We start from the raw sequence: 22,956 nt of genomic DNA, 5'->3' as shown, positions 1-22,956 counted from the left end.
GACCTCGGAAGCGCAAAGCGCTGAGGCTCGAACCGCAAACAGAAAAGGAGCGCGATGAGAGGAAGTCAACACCTTACTTTTCCAAACTAATGGACTATTCCGGTGCCTTTCGTAGCATGAGGCTCACGGGTACCACCTCAACAAGATAAGGGGTGGATGCAGCATAAACATCTTCCATCAATGACTTATACAATAGTAAAAATTAAAAAGGTGGTGCAAAAATGAAAACAATCACAAGTAAACCGATCTGCAAAATTAATTCAGCCGGAGGCGTAACCACTCCCGCAGGTTACCGGGCAGGCGGCGTTCACTGCGGCATCCGGAGAAAAAAGCTTGACCTGGGCTGGCTGATTTCTGACACGCCTGCAACTGCTGCGGCTGTTTACACGACCAACCAGTTTCAGGCACCGCCTTTAAAAGTAACTAAAGAAAGTATCTTCACAGCTCACAAGATTCAAGGAGTACTCGTAAACTCCGGTGTAGCCAATGCGTGTACGGGAGAAAAAGGGTTACAAGACGCCTATGAGATGCGTTCCCAATTTGCCCAAACCGCCGGGATTGCCCCGGAACATGCAGCAGTTGCCTCCACAGGTGTGATCGGAGTTCCTCTGCCGGTTGAGAAAATCAGCCAGGGCCTTACAGCGTTTTATGATGAAGAAAACGAGGGAACAAACCGGTTTGAAAAAGCCATTCTCACAACAGATACATGTGAAAAAACCGCCTCCGTTGAGCTTGTTATCGACGGGAAAACCGTCACCATTGGCGGCGCGGCAAAAGGGTCGGGGATGATCGATCCGAATATGGCAACGATGCTCGCTTTTCTGACTACAGACGCAGAAGTAGCCTGGGAGAGCCTCCAAAACGCCTTGAAAGAAGCGATTGACCGTACATTTAACATGATTACCGTTGACGGAGACTCGAGCACGAACGATATGGTCCTCCTCATGGCGAACGGCCACGCCGGTAATCATACCCTTCACGAAGGGCATCCACAGTGGGCGGAGTTTTGTGAAGCACTTCAAACCCTGTGTGAGAGTCTTGCCAAATCCATTGCAAAAGACGGCGAAGGGGCTACAAAGCTCATTGAAGTATCGGTGACAGGTGCAGAGTCAGATGCGGGAGCGAAAAGGATCGGGAAGGCGATTATTTCTTCCAATCTTGTAAAAACTGCTGTCTTTGGGAGTGATCCGAACTGGGGGCGCATCGTTTGTGCCATCGGATACAGTAACGAACCTGTTATACCTGAAAAAGTGGATGTCTTTCTCGGACCTGTTCCGGTCGTTGCCCAGGGGCTTCCTCTTCCATTTGATGAAGGTGCGGCAAAGGAATATCTGAATAACGATACAATCAGCATTCACGCTCACCTCGGTCAGGGAGAGGGAGAAGCGAAAGCCTGGGGATGCGACCTTACTTACGACTATGTCAAAATAAATGCGTCATACCGGACGTAAGGAGGTACTCTGATGAAAAAGTACGTTGTTATAAAGTGTGGAGGCAGTGTCCTTGACCGGCTCCCTGCGGGATTTTATGAAACCATCGCAGACCTTCAGCATACTGAAGAGTGGCAGCCTGTAATTGTTCACGGCGGCGGCCCCCTCATTTCAGAGCTGCTTGAAAAGCAGGGTGTCCCGACAACATTTACCGACGGAATGAGGGTTACCTCTGAGGGAGTACTGGAAGTAGTGGAAATGGTACTCAGCGGATCTGTAAATAAAAAACTCGTCTCCTCTCTCCAAAAAGCCGGAGCCAATGCGTTCGGCTTCAGCGGAGTTGACGGTTGTCTTTTTACAACAGAACCGATGTACAAAGAGAGTGCTCTCGGTCTTGTAGGGAAGGTAACCAAAGTCAAAACAGCCCTCATTGATCTTATTGCCTCAGAGGGAATGGTTCCTGTTATTTCCCCTGTTGGCGGCGACGGAGAGGGTACAACCTACAACATCAACGGTGATGTGGCTGCAGCTGCCGTGGCTGGTGCACTGAATGCAGAGCTTTGTTTTATCAGTGATATTGCCGGTATTTATATAGAAGAAAACGGTCAGAAAAAAACGGTTCATAAAATGACACAAACAGAAGCGGAATCGTTTATTCAAGATAAATGGATTACAGGAGGTATGATTCCCAAAGTCCGGTCCGCACTTGACGGACTGTCCTCGGGAGTAACCCGTGTAGGAATTGTAAACGGTATGAATGCATCAAGCCTCCCGGATTTTTTACAAGGAAAAGAGATTGGAACAAAAATTACAGCAGATAAAGAGGGATACCGTGTTGGATAACATCATGCAGAACTATCAGCGCTTCCCGATAGAGATTGTGAAAGGAAAAGGATCCTCTGTCTGGGATGCAGACGGAAAAAAATATCTTGATTACACGTCAGGAATTGCTGTGTGCAATTTGGGACATGTGCCTGACGCGGTGAAAGAAGCAGTAGAAAACCAGCTTGAAAGCCTGTGGCACTGTTCGAATTTATACCACATTCCTGCTCAGAAACAACTTGCAGAAGCGCTCACCCGTCATTCTTTCGGTGATCAGGTATTCTTTTGCAACAGCGGGGCTGAAGCCAATGAAGCGGCAATTAAACTGGCAAGGAAATATGCAGCAGACAAAGGACAGAAAAATACACATGATGTCGTCACGTTCGCGCAGTCTTTTCACGGAAGAACGCTTGCCACTCTTACGGCAACCGGACAAAGTCATGTGAAAGCAGGATTTGATCCTTTACCAGAGGGCTTTCAACATTTGGAGTTTAACGACACTGCTGCCCTCGATGCTATTGCAGCAAAACGCCCGTGTGCCGTTCTTCTGGAGCTGGTTCAGGGTGAAGGAGGCATTGTACCCGCAGATACCGAGTGGGTCCGGCAGCTTGAAGGAATTTGTAAACAAAATGATATCCTTCTGATTCTAGATGAAGTTCAGACAGGCGTGGGGCGTACAGGAAAACTGTTTGCCTATGAGCATTACGGCATTACCCCGGACGTCATGACTCTTGCAAAGGGACTTGGGTCGGGCTTTCCTATTGGAGCGGTTATTGCAGGGAAAGATGCCGCGGCTTCTTTTACGCCGGGATCACATGGTACTACATTCGGAGGGAATCCCCTCGCTTCAACAGCAGGGCTCGCTACACTGAAGGAAATCTTGGATAACAACGTCATTAAAAACGCAGAGGTGCAGTCCGATTACTTATTTTCACAGCTTAAAAGACTGGAGAGTCAATTCTCTCTCGTCCAATCTGTAAGAGGGAAAGGTCTTTTGGCGGGAATGGAAGTCTCATGCCCGGCAAAAGAAATTGTCATAAAAGCTCTCGAGAAGGGCGTGCTTATTCTGACAGCAGGAGCGAATGTTGTACGGCTCCTGCCACCATTAACAACGAAGAAAGAGGAAATCGACGAAGTGGCTGGTGTGCTGGAAAACATACTCACAGCCATTGAGGAGAAAGGAGGGGTGAAGCTGTGACAAAAGGTTATCTACACTTAAGTACAGGAGATGTGTTTGAAGGTGAACTGCTTGGTGCCACGGGCAAACAGGCAGGGGAAGTCGTATTCACCACAAGCATGACCGGTTATCAGGAGACGCTCACAGACCCTTCCTATGCAGGACAGGTTCTTACATTCTGCTATCCGATGGTGGGAAATTACGGCCTGCTTGAAACGGCAAATGAAAGCACGAGGCCAGCCGTGGCTGGAATTGTTACCGGTGAAATGTGGGATCCCGAAGGTTCTTTTTCAACGTTGTTAATGAAGTGGGAAATCCCGGGGTTGAGCGGGATTGATACCCGGGCTCTTGTCAAAACGATCCGACAGCACAATACGGTCACAGGCATCATATCCGATACTGCTTCTTTATCGCATCCATGGAAGACGGAAAATTCCCTAAGTCTCGTCCATCAGGTCTCTGTAACCTCGGCAAAAACATACGGAGAAGGAAATCCTCATGTGGTGATGATGGATTACGGTTACAAAAAATCAATTCTCGATTCCCTGCTTAAAAGGGGATGTAAAGTAACAGTTGTTCCATTTACAACCACTTTAAATGAAATGAAGGAGCTTTGCCCTGATGCTGTTGTTTTCAGTAACGGCCCCGGCGACCCAAAAGCGCTGGAACCGTATTTCACTCAAATTAAGAAAATATCCGAAAGCTGGCCGGCTTTTGGGATCTGTTTTGGACACCAGCTGATCGCCCTTGCCTATGGCGGGAGCACAGAAAAACAGCTGAACGGTCACCGGGGGAGTAACCATCCGGTCAAGGAGATGGTTTCCGGAAAAGTGAGGATGACTTCTCAGAACCATGGCTACGTTGTAAAGAACGATTACCTGCCGTCAGACTTTCACGTGACGTACAAAAATGTGAACGACGGGACAGTGGAAGGGATTCGTCACAACACTCTTCCAGTACAAAGTGTCCAGTTTCATCCTGAGGCCCATCCGGGACCAAGTGATACGGATTACCTTTTTGATGACTTTATAAAGCAGACAGTTGCAGCAGGAGGGAAATTGTATGCCTAAGGTTCAGGGGATAAACAAAGTGCTTGTAATCGGGTCTGGTCCGATTGTTATCGGTCAGGCTGCCGAATTTGACTATGCAGGAACGCAGGCCTGTTTATCTTTAAAAGAAGAAGGGGTTGAAGTGATTCTCGTGAATAACAACCCCGCTACAATCATGACGGATGAGACGGTTGCTGACAAACTCTACATGGAACCGCTCACCGCCGGAAGTGTGGAAGCTGTTATTCAAAAAGAGAAGCCGGACGGACTCATCGGCACACTGGGTGGTCAGACCGGACTGAACCTTACCGTTGAACTCTATGAAAAGGGTATTCTCGCAAAATACGGAGTTACCCTTCTCGGAACAAGTGTAGAAGCCATTCAGAAAGGTGAGGACCGGGAGAAGTTCCGGCAGTTGATGATGGACATTGGTGAGCCCATTCCTGAATCTTCCATTGTCGCGTCTCTGGAAGAAGGACGGCAGTTCGTGAAGGAATCAGGCTATCCGGTTATTATCCGTCCAGCCTATACCCTGGGAGGTGCAGGAGGAGGGTTTGCCTCGAGTGATGAGGAATACGAAAAGGTCCTTAAGCGGGGGCTGACGCTAAGTCCAATCAATCAGGTGCTGGTGGAAAAAAGCATCAAAGGCTGGAAAGAAGTCGAATATGAAGTGATGAGGGATACGAATGACACGTGTACGATCGTGTGCAACATGGAAAATATGGATCCGGTAGGGGTTCATACTGGAGATTCCATCGTTGTGGCGCCGTCACAGACGCTTTCAGATGTGCAGTATCAGCTCCTTCGTGACGCTTCATTAAAAGTGATCCGTGCACTGGACGTTGTGGGAGGATGCAACATTCAGTTCGCCCTTCATCCCGAGACGAATGAATACTGCATTATTGAAGTGAATCCGAGAGTAAGCCGTTCTTCGGCACTTGCATCGAAAGCGACGGGATACCCAATTGCAAGAATCGCGGCGAAAGTAGCACTCGGGTATGATCTGGATGAAATTAAAAATCCGATTACGGCAACAACGTTTGCTTCTTTTGAACCTGCCCTTGACTATATTGTTGTAAAGCTGCCCCGTTTTCCATTTGATAAATTTCCCGAAGCAGACCGTACTCTCGGTACGCAGATGAAAGCAACAGGGGAAGTAATGGCGATTGACCGCTCATTTGAGGGCGCCTTAAATAAAGCAATACGGTCTTTGGAAATGAACATTTACAGCCTCGATCACCCTCTTGTGAAGCAGATGACAGATGAAGAGGTCACACACACACTGGAAGTACCAACGGACCTTCGTTTGTTTGCCATCGGAGAGGCATTCAAGCGAGGCTTAACTGTGGAAGATATCCATCGTCATACACAGATTCACCCTTGGTTCCTAAAGAAGATCGCCAACATTCTGGACATGGAAAAAACACTCACGGTGTCCTCATGGGAAACGGTACTGGATGAACACATTCACCGGGCGAAAAACATGAATATTGGAGATGAGTGGATCGCTTCCCTGTTTGATGTAACCGAACGGGACGTGCGTCAGAAACAGAAGAAGCAGGGTCTTACGAGAGGCTACAAGCTCGTGGATACATGTGCGGCGGAATTTGATGCGGTGACTCCTTATTATTACGCAACATATCAGGGGGAAGACGAAGTGCCTGTCACACCGGCTGAAAAAATCCTGGTTATCGGTTCAGGTCCAATCCGGATCGGCCAGGGGGTGGAGTTTGACTACTGCTCTGTTCATGCAGCAAAAGCAGTCCAGAAGCTGGGCTTTGAGGCAGTTGTGATGAACAATAACCCTGAAACGGTGAGCACCGATTACGCCGTGGCGGACCGGCTTTATTTTGAACCCCTTGCGGCAGAAGATATTTTAGCTGTGGCAAAAAAAGAACAGGTCAAAGGTGTTCTCGTTCAATTTGGCGGACAGACGGCAATAAATGTGGCGGAAGCCCTGGCAGAAGAAGGTGTAACTGTATTTGGAACCCCTCTGGAAGCCATTGACCGAGTTGAAGACCGGGAAAAATTCTACGGCCTTCTTAACAAACACGGAATTCCCCATATCCCGGGAAAAACCGTCAGCGGATTTGATGAACTCGATGCGGCAGTAAGGGAACTTGGTTTCCCTGTTATGATCCGCCCATCCTATGTAATTGGCGGACAGTCCATGTTTGTTTGTGAAAACCGCACCGAGCTTGTTAAAAACGTGAAGCTTTTTATGGGATCGGGAAATCAGCGGGGCTGGCCGCTTTTGGTTGACCGGTTTATGCCGGGCATGGAGTGCGAGATGGATGTGATCAGTGACGGAGAGTCTGTGATGATCCCTGGAATATTCGAACACGTGGAAAAAGCAGGTGTTCATTCAGGAGACAGTACCGCTCTTTTCCCACCGGTAACCATAAGTGAACAAGCAAAGGAAACGATGCTCGAATACGCAGAAACACTGGCTGTTAACCTTCCTGTATCAGGCATGATGAACATTCAATTTGTCCTTCACGACAATCAAGTTTACGTTCTGGAAGTAAACCCGAGAGCGTCACGGACAGTGCCGATCATGAGTAAAGTAACCGGGGTGCCTATGGTGGAATGGGCGACAAGGATCCAGCTCGGGGAGAAGGTGCCGGAAGAGATGAAGGGACTTTTAGCAGAACCTGACTACTTCACAGTAAAAGCCCCGGTATTTTCAGCATCCAAACTTCCTGGTGTTGATCATGTACTCGGGCCGGAAATGAAATCAACCGGTGAGACCCTTGGCTTTGGTTTTACACTGGAAGAGGCGTATAAAAAGGTCATAGCAGCGCCGCCGGTAAAGAATCATCCTCTGTTGTTCTGTTCAATCGCGGAAGGCGCGAAGCAGGAAGCCCTCTTTTTTATCCAGGCATGTTCAGATCTGGGCTATGAGATTGCAGCTACAAAGGGGACTGGAGATTATTTGAATGAGTCAGGGATCGTCTCCACCTGTGTTGAAGGGGAAGAACTCTCCGACTGGTGGAAGAGTGCACAGCCTGACCTGGTATTTAATATACCGACGATGGGGCGGACAAAAGACCGTACAGGATTTTTAATAAGAGAACTGGCCGTTACCTTTGACGTCCCTTGCTTTACAGCAGCTGAGTCGTTGAAAGCGTGGCTAGATGTAAACAGTGCACCGTATACAAACGGGCAGCCAGTGAGCCTTCTGGAGCTTACAGGTAAGAAAAAATTCATGAATGAGGTGAAACGATGCAACTGGTAACAAACAATATACAGCAAGGACTTGAGAAGACAATGAAGGGGAAGGATTTTCTCACTTTGGCAGACTTGTCTGAGGAGCAGCTCGTCCTTCTTCTTAAAGAAGCGGCAGAATTAAAGCAAAAGCAGAAACAAGGCATCCCCCACGAATACCTGAAAGGAAAAACCCTAGGGATGATTTTCGAAAAATCGTCCACAAGAACGCGGCTCAGCTTTGAAGTCGGGATGCAGCAGCTTGGGGGACACGGCATCTTTCTCAGTTCAAAGGACCTTCAGCTCGGCCGCGGGGAGTCGATCTCTGATACAGCCAAAGTTCTTTCCCGCTATGTTGACGGCATCATGATTAGAACCTTTGCCCATAACAAAGTGGAGGAGCTTGCGACTCATGCGACGGTTCCTGTAATAAACGGTCTGACAGATGATCATCACCCTGCCCAGGTGCTGGCAGACCTGCAGACGATCATCGAGTATAAAGGCCGGCTCAAAGGGCTGAAGGTGTGTTTTGTCGGTGATGGTGACAACAATATGACTCACTCCCTGATTGAAGGTGCCGCCCTTTCCGGAATGAATATTTCAATTGCAAGTCCTAAAGGGTATCAGCCGAATGAGTCTATTGTAAAAAAAGCCCTTAAAATAGCTTCAAAGAACCACTCAGCCATTACTGTAACGGAGGATCCGATAGAGGCAGTCACGAACGCCGATGTGGTTGTCACAGATGTGTGGGCGAGCATGGGGGATGAAGACGAACGGGCAGAACGTCTAAATGTATTTGCTCCGTATCAGGTAAATGAAGCTTTATGCAGTCATGCGGATAAAAATTTTATTTTTCTTCACTGTCTCCCGGCACATCGCGGCGAAGAGGTTACAGCATCAGTCATTGACGGCAGACACTCGGTTGTATTTGACGAAGCCGAAAACAGATTACATGCACAAAAAGCATTATTACGGTTGACGATGAGCAACTAATTTTTTATACTATGAATGTATAAAAATTCTTGAGAGTAAATAATCATTCATATATAAAGGAGAGATAGTGATGAGTAAAGGTAAAGTGGTTCTTGCTTATTCCGGAGGTTTAGATACAAGCGTGTCCATCAAGTGGATTGAGGAAAAATACGATTATGATGTTATCGCCCTTGGGATTGATGTAGGTGAAGGGAAGGATCTTGAAGCGATCCGACAAAAAGCGCTTGATACAGGAGCTGTAAAAGCCATCATGATTGAAGGAAAGGAACTTCTGGCAAAAGGGTATCTGGCGCCTGCGTTGAAGTCCAACTGTTTATATGAAGGGAAGTACCCGCTGAGTTCGGCTCTTTCACGACCGTTAATCGCCAAGCTTCTCGTTGAAGTTGCCGAGCAGGAAGGTGCCGTAGCCGTGGCTCACGGATGCACAGGAAAAGGAAACGACCAGGTACGTTTTGATGTTTCCATCCAGGCATTGAACCCGGATCTTCAGGTTATTGCTCCTGTTCGTGAATGGGGAATGAACCGTGATGAAGAAATCGAATATGCGAAGGAAAAAGGCATTGATGTACCGGTAAATGTTGATAAGCCGTATTCCATTGATGCAAACATCTGGGGCCGCGCATGTGAAGCAGGTGTTCTTGAAGATACATGGGCAGAAGCACCTGAAGACGCATTTGAATGGACAGCGCCGATTACGATGACACCGGACAAAGAGGAGTACGTTGACATTGAATTTGAAAAAGGGCTCCCCGTGGCGCTCAACGGAGAATCAATGGACTTTGTCCAGATCATCGAGAAGCTGAACGAAATCGGAGGGACACACGGTGTCGGAAGAATTGATCATGTAGAAAACCGTCTGGTTGGGATAAAGAGCCGTGAAGTATACGAAAATGCCGCTGCTCTTATTCTGATTCATGCCCACAAAGAGTTGGAGCTGTTAACCCTTCCTCGTGAAGTGACGCAGTTTAAAACACAAGTGGATAACAAAATGACAGAACTGATCTATGAAGGTCTGTGGTTCTCACCATTGAAAAACGCGCTGGAAGCGTTCATTGACCAGACTCAGGACGTTGTTTCCGGAACAATCAAAGTGAAGTTGTTCAAAGGAAACTATCAGGTGGTTGCAAGAAAATCTGCGAACAGCCTTTACAACGCGGATCTCGCTACGTATTCAAAAGGCGACGCGTTCGATCATAAAGCAGCAGAAGGCTTTATCAAGCTGTTCGGTTTATCAACGAAAGTATACGCAGATGTGCATAAGAAAGAAATGCCAACGCAGGTGAAAGAGGAGGTATAACCGTGTCAAAATTATGGGGAGGCCGCTTTACTAAAGAAACGAATAAACTAGTTGAAGAACTGACCGCTTCGATCGGGTTTGACCAGAAGCTTGCAGAAGAAGACATCGAAGGCAGCCTTGCCCATGTGAAGATGCTCTCTGAACAGGGGATCATCTCTGAGGATGACGGTGAAAAGATTACGGCGGGTCTGAAAAGTGTGAAGAAAAAACTTCTTGCCGGGGAACTGGAATATTCGGTAGCCGATGAAGACATTCATATGAATATCGAGAAGTTTCTAATCGAAGAAATCGGTCCTCTCGGCGGAAAGCTCCACACAGGAAGAAGCCGGAATGACCAGGTGGCAACAGATATGCACCTTTACTTAAAGAAGCACACCAAAGAAACCATCGCTCTTATTGAAAGTGTCCAGGGAGCCATCGTGGAGCAGGCTGAAGCTCATATTGATACGATGATTCCCGGGTACACCCACCTCCAGAGAGCACAGCCTGTTTCTTTTGCCCACCATATTCTCGCCTACTTCTGGATGCTTGAGCGCGACAAACAGCGCTTCATTGACAGTCTGGAACGCGTGGACCTCCTGCCTCTTGGTGCAGGAGCCATGGCCGGAACAACATTTCCGATTGACCGTGAGCGTGTAGCTGAGATTCTCGGCTTTCAGGATGTGTATCCAAACAGTATGGATGCGGTAAGCGACCGTGATTTCATTCTTGAATATTTGTCAGCCGCGTCTGTGATGATGATGCACATTTCCCGTCTGAGTGAGGAGCTTGTCATCTGGAGCAGTGAGGAATTCAGCTTTGTTGAGCTTGATGACTCGTTCTGTACAGGATCGAGTATTATGCCCCAGAAGAAAAACCCGGACGTACCTGAGCTTCTCCGTGCAAAAACCGGCCGTGTGTACGGGAATCTTATGAGTCTGCTTACCGTACTCAAGGGACTTCCGCTTGCCTACAACAAAGACATGCAGGAAGACAAGGAAGGCATGTTTGACACGGTTGAGACGGTTATGGGCTCTCTTAATATGCTCGCTCCGATGATCGAGACGATGACCGTAAAGAGTGATGCCATGCGTGCAGCAGTGAATGAGGATTACTCCAATGCCACGGACATTGCCGACTATCTGGTCAACAAAGGTATGCCGTTCCGTGAAGCTCACAGTGTGATCGGACGGGTTGTCCTGTATGCGATCGGGAAAAAGAAATACCTTCTTCAGCTTGAACTTGATGAGTATAAGTCCTTCAGTGAACTGTTTGAAGAGGATATCTTTGGGGTACTCGCCCCCGAAAATGTGGTGGCAGCAAGGAACAGCGAGGGAGGCACTGCACCAAAGCAGGTAGTAAAGCAGCTGAGCCTCGCAAAAGAAAAACTTAAAGTGTAGCCAGTGGGCAGAACCGGTTGTGGTTCTGCTCTTTGTTTTGGAGGAAGCTTACAAGAGAGTCGTGAGATTATGGCAAAAGGAAAGAACCCCGGCTTCTGTCAGGTTTAAAGTAATAAAAATGGCTGTTTTTCGTATAGATTGTTGCTATTTAAATCATTCTCTTCAATGCGGGGAATCTGGTTGAAGCCTACGCGCCCTTCGTTTTCCGTGGCGGTGCCGGCAGAGAGGAAGAACCCTGCTTCTTCCTCTACAAGTTACGCTTCGAAGTGTTATGCGTCGAAGCAACTCGCAGAGGACTCACGATGTTAATGCTCGTCACTGCCACAGGAGTCTCAGGAACTACGGCTTCATCACTTCTTGTATAAATACAAATTATTTCCGGAAACAGCGTAAAAAATAAACGCTATTTTAAAAGAATTAGGAAGGGTGTTATAACCCTGATTGAAATTCAGATTCGTTGAACAGAATACACTCCCTTTCCGCGGACTCGCGCAGAGCCTCCTCAGTGCTTTGCCCCTGTGGGGTTTCGTCTGCCTCGAACTTCCGCAGGAGTCTCGCGTATTCCGTTCTACTCCGTACAATGCTTCGAGAAACAGAGATTTAAAATAACCTTCCCGAAAAAAATCATTCCTATTTTCATACCTTAAATTTCAAATGTTTTTATTATTTATGTTCTTAGTGTTTGTTGCAGCAAAAATGGGCTTTGCTTTTATAATGTGTTAAAGATTATTGTTATTAAAAACAGGTGTTGATTGGAGCTAATGCGCGACACTCCTGCGGGAAAAGCGAGTTCAGGGGAGACCCCGCAGTGCGAAGCGCGAGGAGGCTCCCAAACCGCCCGCGGAAACGGAGCGCAATGAGCGCAAATCAACTTCTTACTTTTAATTAAACTCGAGAAGAAGCAAAGAATGCTAAAAAGATAGTACCTTCCATAAATTTCATGAATAAACGTTGTGATTTAAAGGAATTTAAAGGATGCAGGCGTTTTTTTAATAACGGCACCGGTGTTCGGCCGGCAGATGTCAAGATGCTGTTAATTATCGCAATGAAATGGATGTTAGCGTTTTATCTCTCAGCCGTTTTCCCTTATAATAGAGTAAGGAAGACCTTGCACACACCTAGTACGATTGTTTGAAAGAAACTTATGGAGGTAACGGACAATGAACTGGTATGAAAAGCTGAATCAGTATTTTCCTGTTGAGGAAATGAAGTCGAAAGAGCATATGGATTTACTCTTGAAAGAGAAAAAAGACGTGTACAAAAAAGATGAAAGTGAGTACCACGTTATGATGTATGCAGAGATGGACGATTTCATTTTCATTGACTATTTGTTCGTTTCAAAAGCAGCGAGAGGAAAAGGAATCGGAAAAAAGCTGCTTAATGGCCTCAAAGTAAAAAACAAACCCATTATTCTGGAAGTAGAGCCGGTCGATTATGATGATTCCGATACGGAAAAACGACAGCGCTTTTACAAAAGAGAAGGGTTTGAACATGCTAAATCCATCGGTTACCGCAGACGCTCTCTTGATACAGGTAAAATTAACGAAATGGAGATTTTATTCTGGTCACCGTCGAACGAGTCAGAGGAAAGCATCTATAATAAGATGAGACATACGTATGAAACGATTCATACGTATAAAGATGAACAAATTTACGGTGAATCCTACGACGAAACGGACAAAGTGTTCAGTTTCGAAGAGGAAGATGATAAAGCCCAGCCGCCCGTTTAAACCGTTCAGCATGAAGCAAAGGAGTGTGGAATGATGAAAGGAAAAGAGAAGCAGCGCCGTAAGCGAAAAAAGCAGCTCTGGCAGGATCTGCTTAAACGTAAGTGGAACGATGTGAACCGCATCCCAAGACGTCAGCCGTCAGCACAGTCTAAAACAATTGCATAAATCTATAAAATAGTGAAAAACTGCCTTGCCCTATGTAAGGCAGTTTTTCCAAGTGGTAAACTGAGAACAGGTAATCCGGAATGAGAATGACAGGCAGGTAAATGATAACGAAAGTGAAATAATATTCATTCTTCTTCCGTAAACCCGTTGCGATTACATAAAAAGTTTCGTGATTTCTACAAATAAATGTTTATCATTCTAAGGTTCGTGGTATATACCTGATATATCTGCACTCGTGAAGTTATACACCTTGTATAACGTCCGTACAAGTTTTTGAATAATGCCCTAGTCAAATTAAAATTATTATTGTATAATAAGTGTTGTAGCATTCACTAACTTAAAGCAGAATACATCATTTTCATACATGAATCATAACTGGAAGGGAGAATCGGTTTACATGGTAACGTTGTTCACATCGCCTAGTTGCACATCCTGCCGAAAAGCAAAAGCATGGCTTCAGGAGCACGATATCGCATTTGTGGAACGTAACATCTTTTCCGAGCCATTATCTGTTGAAGAGGTAAAAGAGGTTGTCCGTATGACAGAAGACGGCACTGATGAAATTATTTCTACACGATCCAAAGTCTTTCAGGAACTGGAAGTTGATATCGACGATATGCCGCTCCAGGATTTATTTCAGCTGATCAGCGATCATCCGGGGCTTTTGAGAAGACCGATTATAATGGATGAGAAACGGATCCAGGTTGGCTACAATGAAGCTGAAATTCGCAGATTCCTGCCACGGAAAGTACGAACCTTTCAATTGCAGGAAGCAACGAAGAAGCTCGTAAACGAATAAGTAACCGAGGCCTTCTGTTCTTGTCAGCAGAGGCCTTTTTTCTATAAGGTGATTGTTCTAAAGGTCTTTGTTGTTTTAAAAAAGGAGACACCTCTGCGGAAAGCGAAGGACATTCCGGCTGCATCATACATCATCAGATTTATGTCTGCTACACCGGTCACTGATTCTTAAAATATACGATCGTCTGAACCCGGTTACGGAGAAATCCGGCCAGTACCACAGCTGTAATTAAACACAGCGACAGGACAATGGGCGGGATACCGTAGTCGGCCAGGAAGAAATAGACGACTGGTTCATGGGAAATCATCGCAGAAGCTGTAAAAGCAAGAATTGCTGCTCCTGCATAAAGAATAACGGGGAACTTTTTCATCAGAAACAAAATGATTTTGCTTCCCCATATTAAAATCGGGACAGAGATTAAAAGGCCCAAAAATACGATGAGGGTATCACCATCGGCCGCGCCGGCAACAGCAAGAACATTATCAAAACCCATCACCACGTCGGCAATGACAATCGTCTTAATAGCCGCAAATACACTTACGGAACCAGCGACATGATGTTCACCCTCAGAAGATGTAAGAAGCTTGTAGGCGATCCAAAAAAGAAGAACGCCGCCAATCCCCATTAAATAAGGTATAGATAGTAAATGAATTGCTATAATGGTTAAAAAACCCCTGGCGAGGATGGCAAAAGCAATACCGATAACAATGGCTTTATTTCTTAGAGCTGGAGGGAGTTTGCGGCACGCCATGGCTACGACAATGGCGTTGTCTCCGCCTAAAATCAGGTCGATGCCGATGACGGTGAGCAAAGCGACAAAAAAATCAGAATTCAATGGTTGATTCCTCCCCGCATAAACGATAAAATCAGTTAAACCCATTCTTTAACGGAGTATAGAAACATAAGGATGGTAGAGACAGCTGGTCCTTTCATGCAGTCATAATAATGTATACATGTCCAGGCGGATTCAGAACATGGATTTCCCCTGAAGGCCGGACATAGTAAAAAGTGCAGCGGTTTTTGTGTCGCCAGGATGACCGGATGCAGGTGTTCAAATACAAAAATGAGCAGGACTATTTCATTTCATACGAACTTCTTTTAGAATAGGAACTACCCCCCATTCGGATTGAAGATGCATCTCATTGGGTAAAAGAAAAATAATAAAGTGATTAATTGGACGACACCAATACTCAAATGGAAGGGTGAACGATTTATGGATATCGAACGCGTGAACGATACGACACTTAAATTTTTTATCACATATAAAGATATTGAAAAGCGCGGTTTTGATAAAGATGAAATCTGGTACAATCGCGAACGTGGCGAAGAGCTGTTCTTCGAAATGATGAACGAAGCGAATGATCAGGAAAGCTTCGAAATCGAAGGCCCTCTCTGGGTTCAGGTGCATGCACTTGACCGGGGTCTTGAAGTGATTGTAACCCGCGGCCAGGTGAATGATGGTAATGTGAAGCTTGAAATTCCTGTCGGAGATGATAAAAACGATCAGGCAGTGGATGATAACATTGCCGATATGCTGGACAGCCGCTTCAGGGGAGAAGATGAAGACGGTGAGAAAGATCTTACTCTCAGTCTTGTGATCGGATTTGCCGATTTTGAAGACGTGATCTCACTATGCAAGAGCTTCGATGAAGATATTGAAACGAGTCTCCATCACTTTGAAAACCGCTACTACATGTATGTAACACTTGATGAAAAATATACTGATGAAGAGCAGGATAATCATCTGAGCCGCATGCTGGAGTTCGGCTACGAATCGGATACGACGATCTACCGTATCAAAGAGTACGGGAAAGAAATTGTTTCCGAGAATGCTCTTCAGGTCATCCGCGAACAGTTCAGCTGATGAAGGAGTCGACTTTGATCGGCTTCTTCTTTTTTTGTCTGTTACCACAGGGATAAACATAAACAAATGAAAACAAGGGTAGAGGATAGAAAAGGAATTAACTCTGTCATTGAGTTATAATAAATAAAGAGCATCTCCTAAAAAGATAAAGAGAGAGGGAGAACACGATGTTAAAACGGCTGCAGATAATCGTTTTTCTGGCAATTATAATTGCAGGACTTCTTATAACAGGCCAATTATGGGAAGGGTGGCTCTTCGGATGGGCCTCCATCTTTTTTTCACTCACGGCCTTCTTTATAGCGGTCGTTATTTTCCTTGAAAACCGAAACCCGACAAAAACCCTTGCATGGCTCATGGTTCTCGGGATCTTTCCGCTTCTCGGCTTTATTTTTTACCTCATGTTCGGCCAGAATCACCGGAAGCGCAAATCGTTTACAAAGAAAGCCATCATGGATGAACAGGCGTTCAGTAAAATTGAAGGAAACCGCCCTCTTGATGAAAGCCAGCTGGGCTTAATGCTGGAGAACCAGCAGAAGTTGTTCCGGCTTGCGCACCGTCTGGCCAACAACCCGATCTCGTTTCAGACCGATACCCGGGTATTAACGGATGGGAAAGAAACATTTTATCATATTAAAAGAGCACTCCAGTCTGCCACCGATCACATTCATCTGGAATATTACATCGTCCGGGACGACGAACTGGGATGTGAAATTAAAGATATTTTAATTGCAAAAGCAAAAGAAGGCGTGGAGGTCCGATTTTTGTTTGATGCTGTAGGATGCTGGAAGCTTTCAAAGGCATACGTATCCGAACTTCGGGATGCCGGAGTTCAAATGGTTGCCTTTTCACCTGTTCGTCTGCCTTTTTTTACAAACAAAATCAACTACCGCAATCATCGTAAAATTATTGTGGTCGATACAAGCTATGCCTTTATCGGGGGACTGAATATCGGCGACGAGTACCTTGGTAAAAGCAGTTATTTCGGACACTGGCGCGACACGCATCTTCTTGTAAGGGGAGAAGCGGTAAGAAGTCTTCAGCTGATCTTTTTACGTGACTGGTATTATGCAACAGGTGAAGCGGCTTTAAAACCAGGCTATCTGTCACCGACGCTTCCTGATGGCGAGCATGAGGGAGGCGTACAGATGATTGCAAGCGGGCCTGACAGCCGCTGGGAAGTGATCAAAAAGCTGTTCTTTACGATGATTACTTCGGCAAAGCGGTCGATCTGGATCGCCAGCCCCTACTTCATTCCCGATGAAGATATGCTGTCTGCCATTAAGATCGCGGCGCTTGGGGGAATCGATGTCCGCATTCTTGTACCGAGCAAACCGGATAAGAAGATTGTCTTTCATGCATCACGTTCCTATTTTCCTGAGCTTTTGGAAGCCGGAGTGAAAATTTACGAGTATAACAGAGGGTTTATGCACAGTAAAATTATTATCGTCGATAATGAAATTGCATCCATTGGAACGGCAAATATGGATATGCGCAGTTTTCATCTGAATTTCGAAGTGAACGCCTTTTTGTACCGTACGAGAAGTGTGGAAAATTTAGCAAGTGACTTTGTTTATGATATGGAACATTCCACAATTATCCGTCAGGAGGCGTTTGTGAAACGGTCCTTCTACTATAAGCTTGTGGAATCAACATCAAGGCTTATGTCACCGTTGTTGTGAATAATAATGAGCATTTCCTGAATACTGGGGGGTGCTCTTTTTCATTTGGTGTCAATAATCCTTTGAATTAGGTGATTGCAGTATCATCTATACTGCCCTGGCATTTTATATAAAAAAAGGAAATGATGTGATGGGTATTTTAATGATGCCGGTATATGGATCAATGACCAGTACTCCGAATCTTGAAGTTGATGTTGACACAGATGATAATGTTGATTTTACAGTTGAAGGTCCCGCACAGGGGGTTGTACTGAACACTGCAGACGATTCGATTACAATTGAAACACAGGGTGTATATACAGTTACTTTTTCTACAGTCGCATTAATATTTAATAACGCAGAAAGTACTGATCTTACATTTAATATTAGTATTAATGGAAGTTCTGTTACTCTTTCACAAGTACGATCAAGCCCTTTTGGGGAAGATTCGCCAGAGGACTCTATAAGGACAACTATATCCAGAGTCGATCATTTTTTCCTTAATGAGGGAGATGTGATTCGGGTATTATGTACAAGTGCAACTGATAATGCTTTTTACGTAAATGCATCACTTACAGTGACGAAAGTGGGTTTTTAGTGACTTGAAGAGCTGCTGATCAAACTTGGCAGCATTTTTACATAATAATCGGCGGCAATTTAACCTTAAATAGAAAAGACCCTTTTGAACGTACGTTCGTATGTTGTATAATAAATGTAACAAAAAAGAGGAGGGTTTTATGCTCACAGCACTTCGTCATGACGGCACTCTTTTGTCTCTATGTGATGGCTGGTCCAAAGGAGAGCTTGAGAAGGAGAGGGAACATTCGCGGTTTTTCTGCCCCGATTGTAATAACCCTATGTACCTGAAGCTCGGGATAAAAAAGGCGTGGCACTTTGCCCATATGCATTCCCAATCCTGTACCGAATCAATAAAAAACGAGTCTGAATCTCATACTCAGGGCAAATGGTTGCTCTTTGAGTGGTTGAGACAACAGCAACTTGACCCCAAAATTGAGCAGAGACTGTCTGCGCTGAATCAACGTCCTGATCTTCTTTTCAGTGCAAATCAACAGAAATACGTGATCGAACTTCAGCATTCGACTATTCCCTGGAACACGTTTATGAACCGGCAGAGCGGCTACATAAACGAAGGATACCATGTCCGCTGGATCGGGTTAACGAACGACACTTCACTACCAGCCTGTTATGTAACCCCTTTTACTATCGTGGATGGATTCTTTGTTTCGTATCCTCCGCACGAACACCCCCTCACGCTCACTTCCTTTTACCTGAACCCCTTTACCGGCACCTTCTTTCAATATCAGCCCATACTGTACCTTTCACCTGCAAAAGCTTTTGTCTGCACACATGTAAACGAGACGTTTTCTTACAGATCTCTCTTCCATTATGATGATCCAAGCAGCTCTTTTACCTGCAGTGCCATGAACTATTATTTTTTTCTATGGAGTAAGGAAACCGCAAAAGCAAGGAGGAAGCCCTCTGTGTATCGAAAAGGAAAGGCAGAAAAGCGAATCGCCTGTCTGCTTTATTACCATCACCTTAACCACAGAGATTTCCCTGCTTTAGCCAGGGTTCCAATCCCTTCGCAGTTCTTTATGATCACCCCTCCTCACTTATGGCAATCATGGATCATCCTGGCGTTTATCCATAAACGAAGCCCGGGGTCTGTGTTTTCCATTCAATCGCTTCAAACTTCCTTCAAAAAAGAGCTTCATCACTTTGAAATCCGTTTGCTTCCTTTTAATAAAGACATCATGATTCAGAGGCTGCTTACAGAGTATCTGGATATTCTGGCCTTTTTTGGTGTGGTAAAAAAACAAGGACCGGTCTCCTATGAAATTTTGTGTCATCTTACCCTCCAAAAGCCTATGGAAACCCTCCGCCGTGATGATGAATATATTCTTGAAAAAGTCAAAGGATATTGGAAGGAAAACTGGGTGCCTGAATTTAAGAAGGAGTGATTATTTCGGATATAAAAATAAATTTCATATTTTAGAAGGATTTACCGGCCGTGTCTCGAAGTATAAGGAGTATCGTTTTGCACTTTTTTAAGTGGGAAACGCAAATTTTTTCCGGAGGTGTCCACCAGTGGCAGAACAATCAACAGCATTACCTAAACGAGATGAAATTCCTGTGGAATTAACATGGGATCTGGAAGATATTTTTGAAACGGATGAGAAGTGGGAAGAAGAGTTTAAGGAAATCAAAGCAATGATTCCTAAAATGAAAGAGTACAAAGGAAAGCTTGGTGATTCAGCAGAAACCCTTTACGAAGCGCTTAACTATCAGGACCAGATCTCTGAGAAACTGGGCCGTGTTTATACATACTCTCATATGCGCTATGATCAGGATACGACAAACTCTTTTTATCAGGGGTTAAATGACCGTGCGTCCCAGCTTGTGTCTGCTGCCAGCAGTGAGGCGTCCTTTATTACACCGGAGATTTTGTCCATCCCTGAAGAAAAGCTGGAAAGCTTCCTTGAAGAACATTATCAGTTAAAGCTTTATAAGCACATGCTTAATGAATTAAATGAAAACCGTCCCCACGTTTTGAGTGAAAGTGAGGAAGCGCTCCTTGCCCAGGTAAGTGAAGTCACAAGCTCACCTTCAACGACGTTTGGGATGCTGAACAATGCGGATATGACGTTTCCGGAAGTAGAGGATGAAAACGGAAAGAAGATGGAAGTAACACACGGACGTTACCTGCGTTTTCTTGAAAGCCCCGACCGAAAAGTCCGTGAAGAAGCATTTAAAGCGGTTTACAGCACATATGACAAATATAAAAACACATTCGCCAGTACACTCAGCGGGAACGTGAAGAAGAATCTTTTTAATGCAAATGTACGTAAATTTGATTCTGCCCGTCAGGCGGCATTAAGCAGCAACCACATTCCCGAGGTCGTTTACGATCAGCTTGTGGATACGGTAAATGACAACCTCCACTTGCTTCACCGTTATGTTGACCTTCGCAAACGGGCACTAGGTGTTGATGAACTTCACATGTACGATTTGTACACGCCTCTTGTAAAAGAAGTGAAGATGGACATTCCGTATGAAGAAGCGAAGGAACTTGTGAAAAAAGGTGCACAGCCTCTTGGCGATGAGTATGTGAGCATCGTTCAGGAAGGGTTTGAACAGCGCTGGGTCGATGTGGAGGAAAACAAAGGGAAGAGAAGCGGAGCCTATTCATCCGGGGCATTCGGTACGATGCCGTACATTTTAATGAACTGGCAGAACAACGTGAATAATCTGTTTACTCTTACACACGAGTTTGGTCATTCTGTACACAGCTATTACACGCGGAAAAACCAGCCGTTCCCGTATGCCAATTATTCTATTTTCGTTGCGGAAGTGGCGTCCACATGTAACGAAGCCCTTCTTAACGATTACATGCTAAGTGTCACAGAAGATAAGCAGGAGCGTTTGTACCTGTTGAACCACTTCCTCGAAGGATTCAGAGGAACGGTCTTCAGACAAACGATGTTCGCTGAATTTGAAAAGCTTATTCATGAAAAAGCAGCTGACGGAGAGTCACTGACTCCTGATACGCTTACAAAAACATATTATGAATTAAACAAAAAGTACTTTGGAGACAACATTGTGATCGATGAGGAAATTGGTCTTGAATGGGCCCGTATCCCTCACTTCTACTACAATTTCTATGTGTATCAATACGCAACCGGCTACAGTGCGGCTACTGCGCTGGCCAAGCAGATTCTTGAAGAAGAGGATCCGGCTGTTACCCGCTATCTTGACTTCCTGAAGGCAGGAAGCTCGGATTATCCAATCGAAGTACTAAAAAAAGCAGGGGTAGACATGACGTCTTCAGAGCCGATTAAAGAGGCGATGAAAGTGTTTGAAGAAACACTGACGGAGCTTGAAAACCTGTTGTTTGAAGATAAGTAATTTAAAAAAGCCCAAAGGAGACGGGCAATGGCTCCACGCGCTGCTCCCCCGACACGAGAAACCCACTCGTGCAGGGCTTTCAAAAGAGGGCAGCGGCTCCGCTGCTTCAAAGGGCGGTTCATAAGGTATAATGCCACCTTATGAACCGCCCTTCTTTTATAAGAAATTCGTCTTGTTAAATTGCTTAAACCCTTTAAACCGGTGACGCTGATTAATGATATTGACCGTAAACAAAATAGATCCAAGAAGCATAGGAATGCTGATCCATTTTGGAAAAAGCCCCATAAGACTTAGGATTAAAAGACAGAAACTGATCAGGATAATTAAAATCCCTGTAATGATTAAAATTCCCTGCATACTGGCCATCTCCCTGACTCCTGAAGTTTCTATTCATTTTATGCCTGGACTGTTGAGAGTAGTACAGCCTGTGTAAAACACAATGTCCGCATTAAAGAAGTGCAAAGAGCAGCAATCATCAAAGAGAAAAGGCCTGGAGTTTCCTCCCGGCCTTTTTAGATTGTATCAAGTTTATCCAACATAACGCCACAGGTTTCCGAACTTAACCGGAACGCACTCGACCTTCTGCTGAATCTGCAGCTTTTTCATTTCCCGGTCTGCTTCCTCGCACGTCATGTCAAACACAACAGCGATTTCCTTTGAAGCAACGAGGGTATAAAACTTAACGAAACGTTCAACCGAGATCGGCGGACATTTCTCAGGCTCGAAGCCGAGCATGTCAGTAATGATATCCACGTAAACCGAGTAATCGTACAGACCTGGAACGCTTAGTCCCGGTTCATCAACATTGTCGCTAAAGAAAACGAGGGTGGGAAGGGACTGAACGTCCATTTCCTTTGTTGTGCACGCGTCAGCCTTAAGCGCTTTTGCAGCGCTCTCAGAGTGCAGGTCGCACTTAAATTCACCAATATCGAGACCTTTTATCTTCTCTGCGCATTTAATGAGGACCTCTTCATCAGCGATGTTCTGTTTGTGCAGAAACAGTGCTTCCCTTAAAAGACGAAGATACTTTGATCCGACAGCACCACCCTGAAGCTCAGCCGCTTTAACGGCAAGTGAGGCGTTATAGGGCATGGATATCGGCTGCTCATACCAGACGTCTCCGTCACAGGGCATACCTGTGCGTGTAGCTGTTTCGTCATAGGACTGAGCCATCTGTTTCTGATGACGGCTGTTTTTCGGGTTTGTGCAAGGGTTCATTTTTTTCAATTCGTAGCCAAGGAACGTACGGATTTTAAAGTAGTTCGCATACTCCATCTGAAGCTTTTTTATAATAGGCTCCAGTGCCCAGCATTCGGGGCAGAGGGGATCGATAAAAATATAAATTTCGAGGGGTTTCTTCCCCTGATTCTGAATATAGAATGAGGATGGCTCCTCCGGACAACAGATCCCTAAGTCGTCATAGCATACGAAGTTTCCTTCTTTGGTTTTCATGTGTCGT

General features: G+C 45.4%; 19 protein-coding genes. 16 read left to right on the top strand and 3 right to left on the bottom strand.

Going from position 1 to position 22,956, the window contains the following annotated elements; translation table 11 throughout:
• The first annotated feature begins 221 nt into the window (after positions 1-221).
• From argJ to spxA, 11 genes are all read left to right on the top strand, one after another.
• Positions 222-1,451: a bifunctional glutamate N-acetyltransferase/amino-acid acetyltransferase ArgJ gene (gene argJ, locus EBO34_RS08225; protein ID WP_122897416.1), complete on the top strand. Its 1,230-nt coding sequence runs from the start codon at positions 222-224 to the stop codon at positions 1,449-1,451.
• A gap of 12 nt (positions 1,452-1,463) precedes the next feature.
• The gene (argB, locus tag EBO34_RS08220) at positions 1,464-2,273 is read left to right on the top strand and encodes an acetylglutamate kinase (protein WP_122897415.1); all 810 of its coding nucleotides are present in this window, start codon (positions 1,464-1,466) and stop codon (positions 2,271-2,273) included.
• Positions 2,263-3,450 carry an acetylornithine transaminase gene (gene argD / locus EBO34_RS08215; protein ID WP_429699421.1) on the top strand — a complete coding sequence of 396 codons (1,188 nt, stop codon included), beginning with the start codon at positions 2,263-2,265 and terminating at the stop codon, positions 3,448-3,450. Before argB ends, argD begins: the two co-directional genes overlap by 11 nt.
• Positions 3,447-4,499, top strand: coding sequence for a carbamoyl phosphate synthase small subunit (locus tag EBO34_RS08210; protein ID WP_122897413.1), 1,053 nt, complete (start codon positions 3,447-3,449; stop codon positions 4,497-4,499). The genes argD and EBO34_RS08210 overlap by 4 nt, the downstream gene beginning before the upstream one ends.
• Positions 4,492-7,716 (top strand): carbamoyl-phosphate synthase (glutamine-hydrolyzing) large subunit, encoded by a 3,225-nt coding sequence (gene carB / locus EBO34_RS08205; protein ID WP_122897412.1) that lies wholly within the window; start codon positions 4,492-4,494, stop codon positions 7,714-7,716. The genes EBO34_RS08210 and carB overlap by 8 nt, the downstream gene beginning before the upstream one ends.
• Positions 7,704-8,678 carry an ornithine carbamoyltransferase gene (gene argF / locus EBO34_RS08200; protein WP_183163768.1) on the top strand — a complete coding sequence of 325 codons (975 nt, stop codon included), beginning with the start codon at positions 7,704-7,706 and terminating at the stop codon, positions 8,676-8,678. Before carB ends, argF begins: the two co-directional genes overlap by 13 nt.
• A 70-nt stretch (positions 8,679-8,748) precedes the next feature.
• The gene (locus EBO34_RS08195) at positions 8,749-9,975 is read left to right on the top strand and encodes an argininosuccinate synthase (protein WP_122897411.1); all 1,227 of its coding nucleotides are present in this window, start codon (positions 8,749-8,751) and stop codon (positions 9,973-9,975) included.
• Positions 9,976-9,977: 2 nt separating this feature from the next.
• Positions 9,978-11,354, top strand: a complete 1,377-nt coding sequence (gene argH, locus EBO34_RS08190) for an argininosuccinate lyase (RefSeq protein ID WP_122897410.1) — start codon at positions 9,978-9,980, stop codon at positions 11,352-11,354.
• Between the two features lie 1,160 nt (positions 11,355-12,514).
• The gene (locus EBO34_RS08185; protein ID WP_122897409.1) at positions 12,515-13,084 is read left to right on the top strand and encodes a GNAT family N-acetyltransferase; all 570 of its coding nucleotides are present in this window, start codon (positions 12,515-12,517) and stop codon (positions 13,082-13,084) included.
• Between the two features lie 30 nt (positions 13,085-13,114).
• A complete protein-coding gene (locus EBO34_RS21075; protein ID WP_272873282.1) occupies positions 13,115-13,249 on the top strand; it encodes a hypothetical protein in 135 nt (44 codons plus the stop codon).
• A gap of 397 nt (positions 13,250-13,646) precedes the next feature.
• On the top strand, positions 13,647-14,048 hold the full coding sequence (gene spxA / locus EBO34_RS08180; RefSeq protein ID WP_122897408.1) for a transcriptional regulator SpxA: 402 nt from the start codon (positions 13,647-13,649) through the stop codon (positions 14,046-14,048).
• Positions 14,049-14,205: 157 nt separating this feature from the next.
• Here the strand turns inward: spxA and EBO34_RS08175 are convergent, their stop codons facing one another.
• Complete coding sequence (locus tag EBO34_RS08175; RefSeq protein ID WP_236784710.1) at positions 14,206-14,883, bottom strand: TerC family protein; 678 nt, start codon at positions 14,881-14,883, stop codon at positions 14,206-14,208.
• 378 nt (positions 14,884-15,261) lie between these two features.
• Between EBO34_RS08175 and mecA the strand changes: the two genes are divergently transcribed.
• The 5 genes from mecA (at position 15,262) to pepF (ending at position 21,497) form a co-directional block, all read left to right on the top strand.
• Positions 15,262-15,912, top strand: coding sequence for an adaptor protein MecA (gene mecA / locus EBO34_RS08170; protein ID WP_122897406.1), 651 nt, complete (start codon positions 15,262-15,264; stop codon positions 15,910-15,912).
• Between the two features lie 167 nt (positions 15,913-16,079).
• Positions 16,080-17,591, top strand: coding sequence for a cardiolipin synthase (gene cls, locus EBO34_RS08165; protein ID WP_122897405.1), 1,512 nt, complete (start codon positions 16,080-16,082; stop codon positions 17,589-17,591).
• A gap of 130 nt (positions 17,592-17,721) precedes the next feature.
• On the top strand, positions 17,722-18,168 hold the full coding sequence (locus EBO34_RS08160; RefSeq protein WP_122897404.1) for a hypothetical protein: 447 nt from the start codon (positions 17,722-17,724) through the stop codon (positions 18,166-18,168).
• A gap of 139 nt (positions 18,169-18,307) precedes the next feature.
• Entirely contained in the window at positions 18,308-19,552 is a 1,245-nt protein-coding gene (locus EBO34_RS08155) for a competence protein CoiA (RefSeq protein WP_183163767.1), read from the top strand.
• A 127-nt stretch (positions 19,553-19,679) separates the two neighbouring features.
• Complete coding sequence (gene pepF, locus EBO34_RS08150) at positions 19,680-21,497, top strand: oligoendopeptidase F (RefSeq protein WP_122897402.1); 1,818 nt, start codon at positions 19,680-19,682, stop codon at positions 21,495-21,497.
• Between the two features lie 156 nt (positions 21,498-21,653).
• On the opposite strand, the gene EBO34_RS08145 is transcribed toward pepF, so the two are convergent.
• Together EBO34_RS08145 and EBO34_RS08140 are read right to left on the bottom strand one after the other, a co-directional pair.
• Positions 21,654-21,863 (bottom strand): hypothetical protein, encoded by a 210-nt coding sequence (locus tag EBO34_RS08145; protein WP_249414030.1) that lies wholly within the window; start codon positions 21,861-21,863, stop codon positions 21,654-21,656.
• 162 nt (positions 21,864-22,025) lie between these two features.
• Positions 22,026-22,949, bottom strand: coding sequence for a ClpXP adapter SpxH family protein (locus EBO34_RS08140; RefSeq protein ID WP_122897401.1), 924 nt, complete (start codon positions 22,947-22,949; stop codon positions 22,026-22,028).
• Positions 22,950-22,956: the final 7 nt, after the last annotated feature.

The sequence above is a fragment of the Alteribacter keqinensis genome (assembly GCF_003710255.1).
Taxonomy (GTDB): domain Bacteria; phylum Bacillota; class Bacilli; order Bacillales; family Salisediminibacteriaceae; genus Alteribacter; species Alteribacter keqinensis.
Note: the sequence above shows the minus strand (reverse complement) of the source record. Positions and strands in the feature narration are given on the sequence as shown.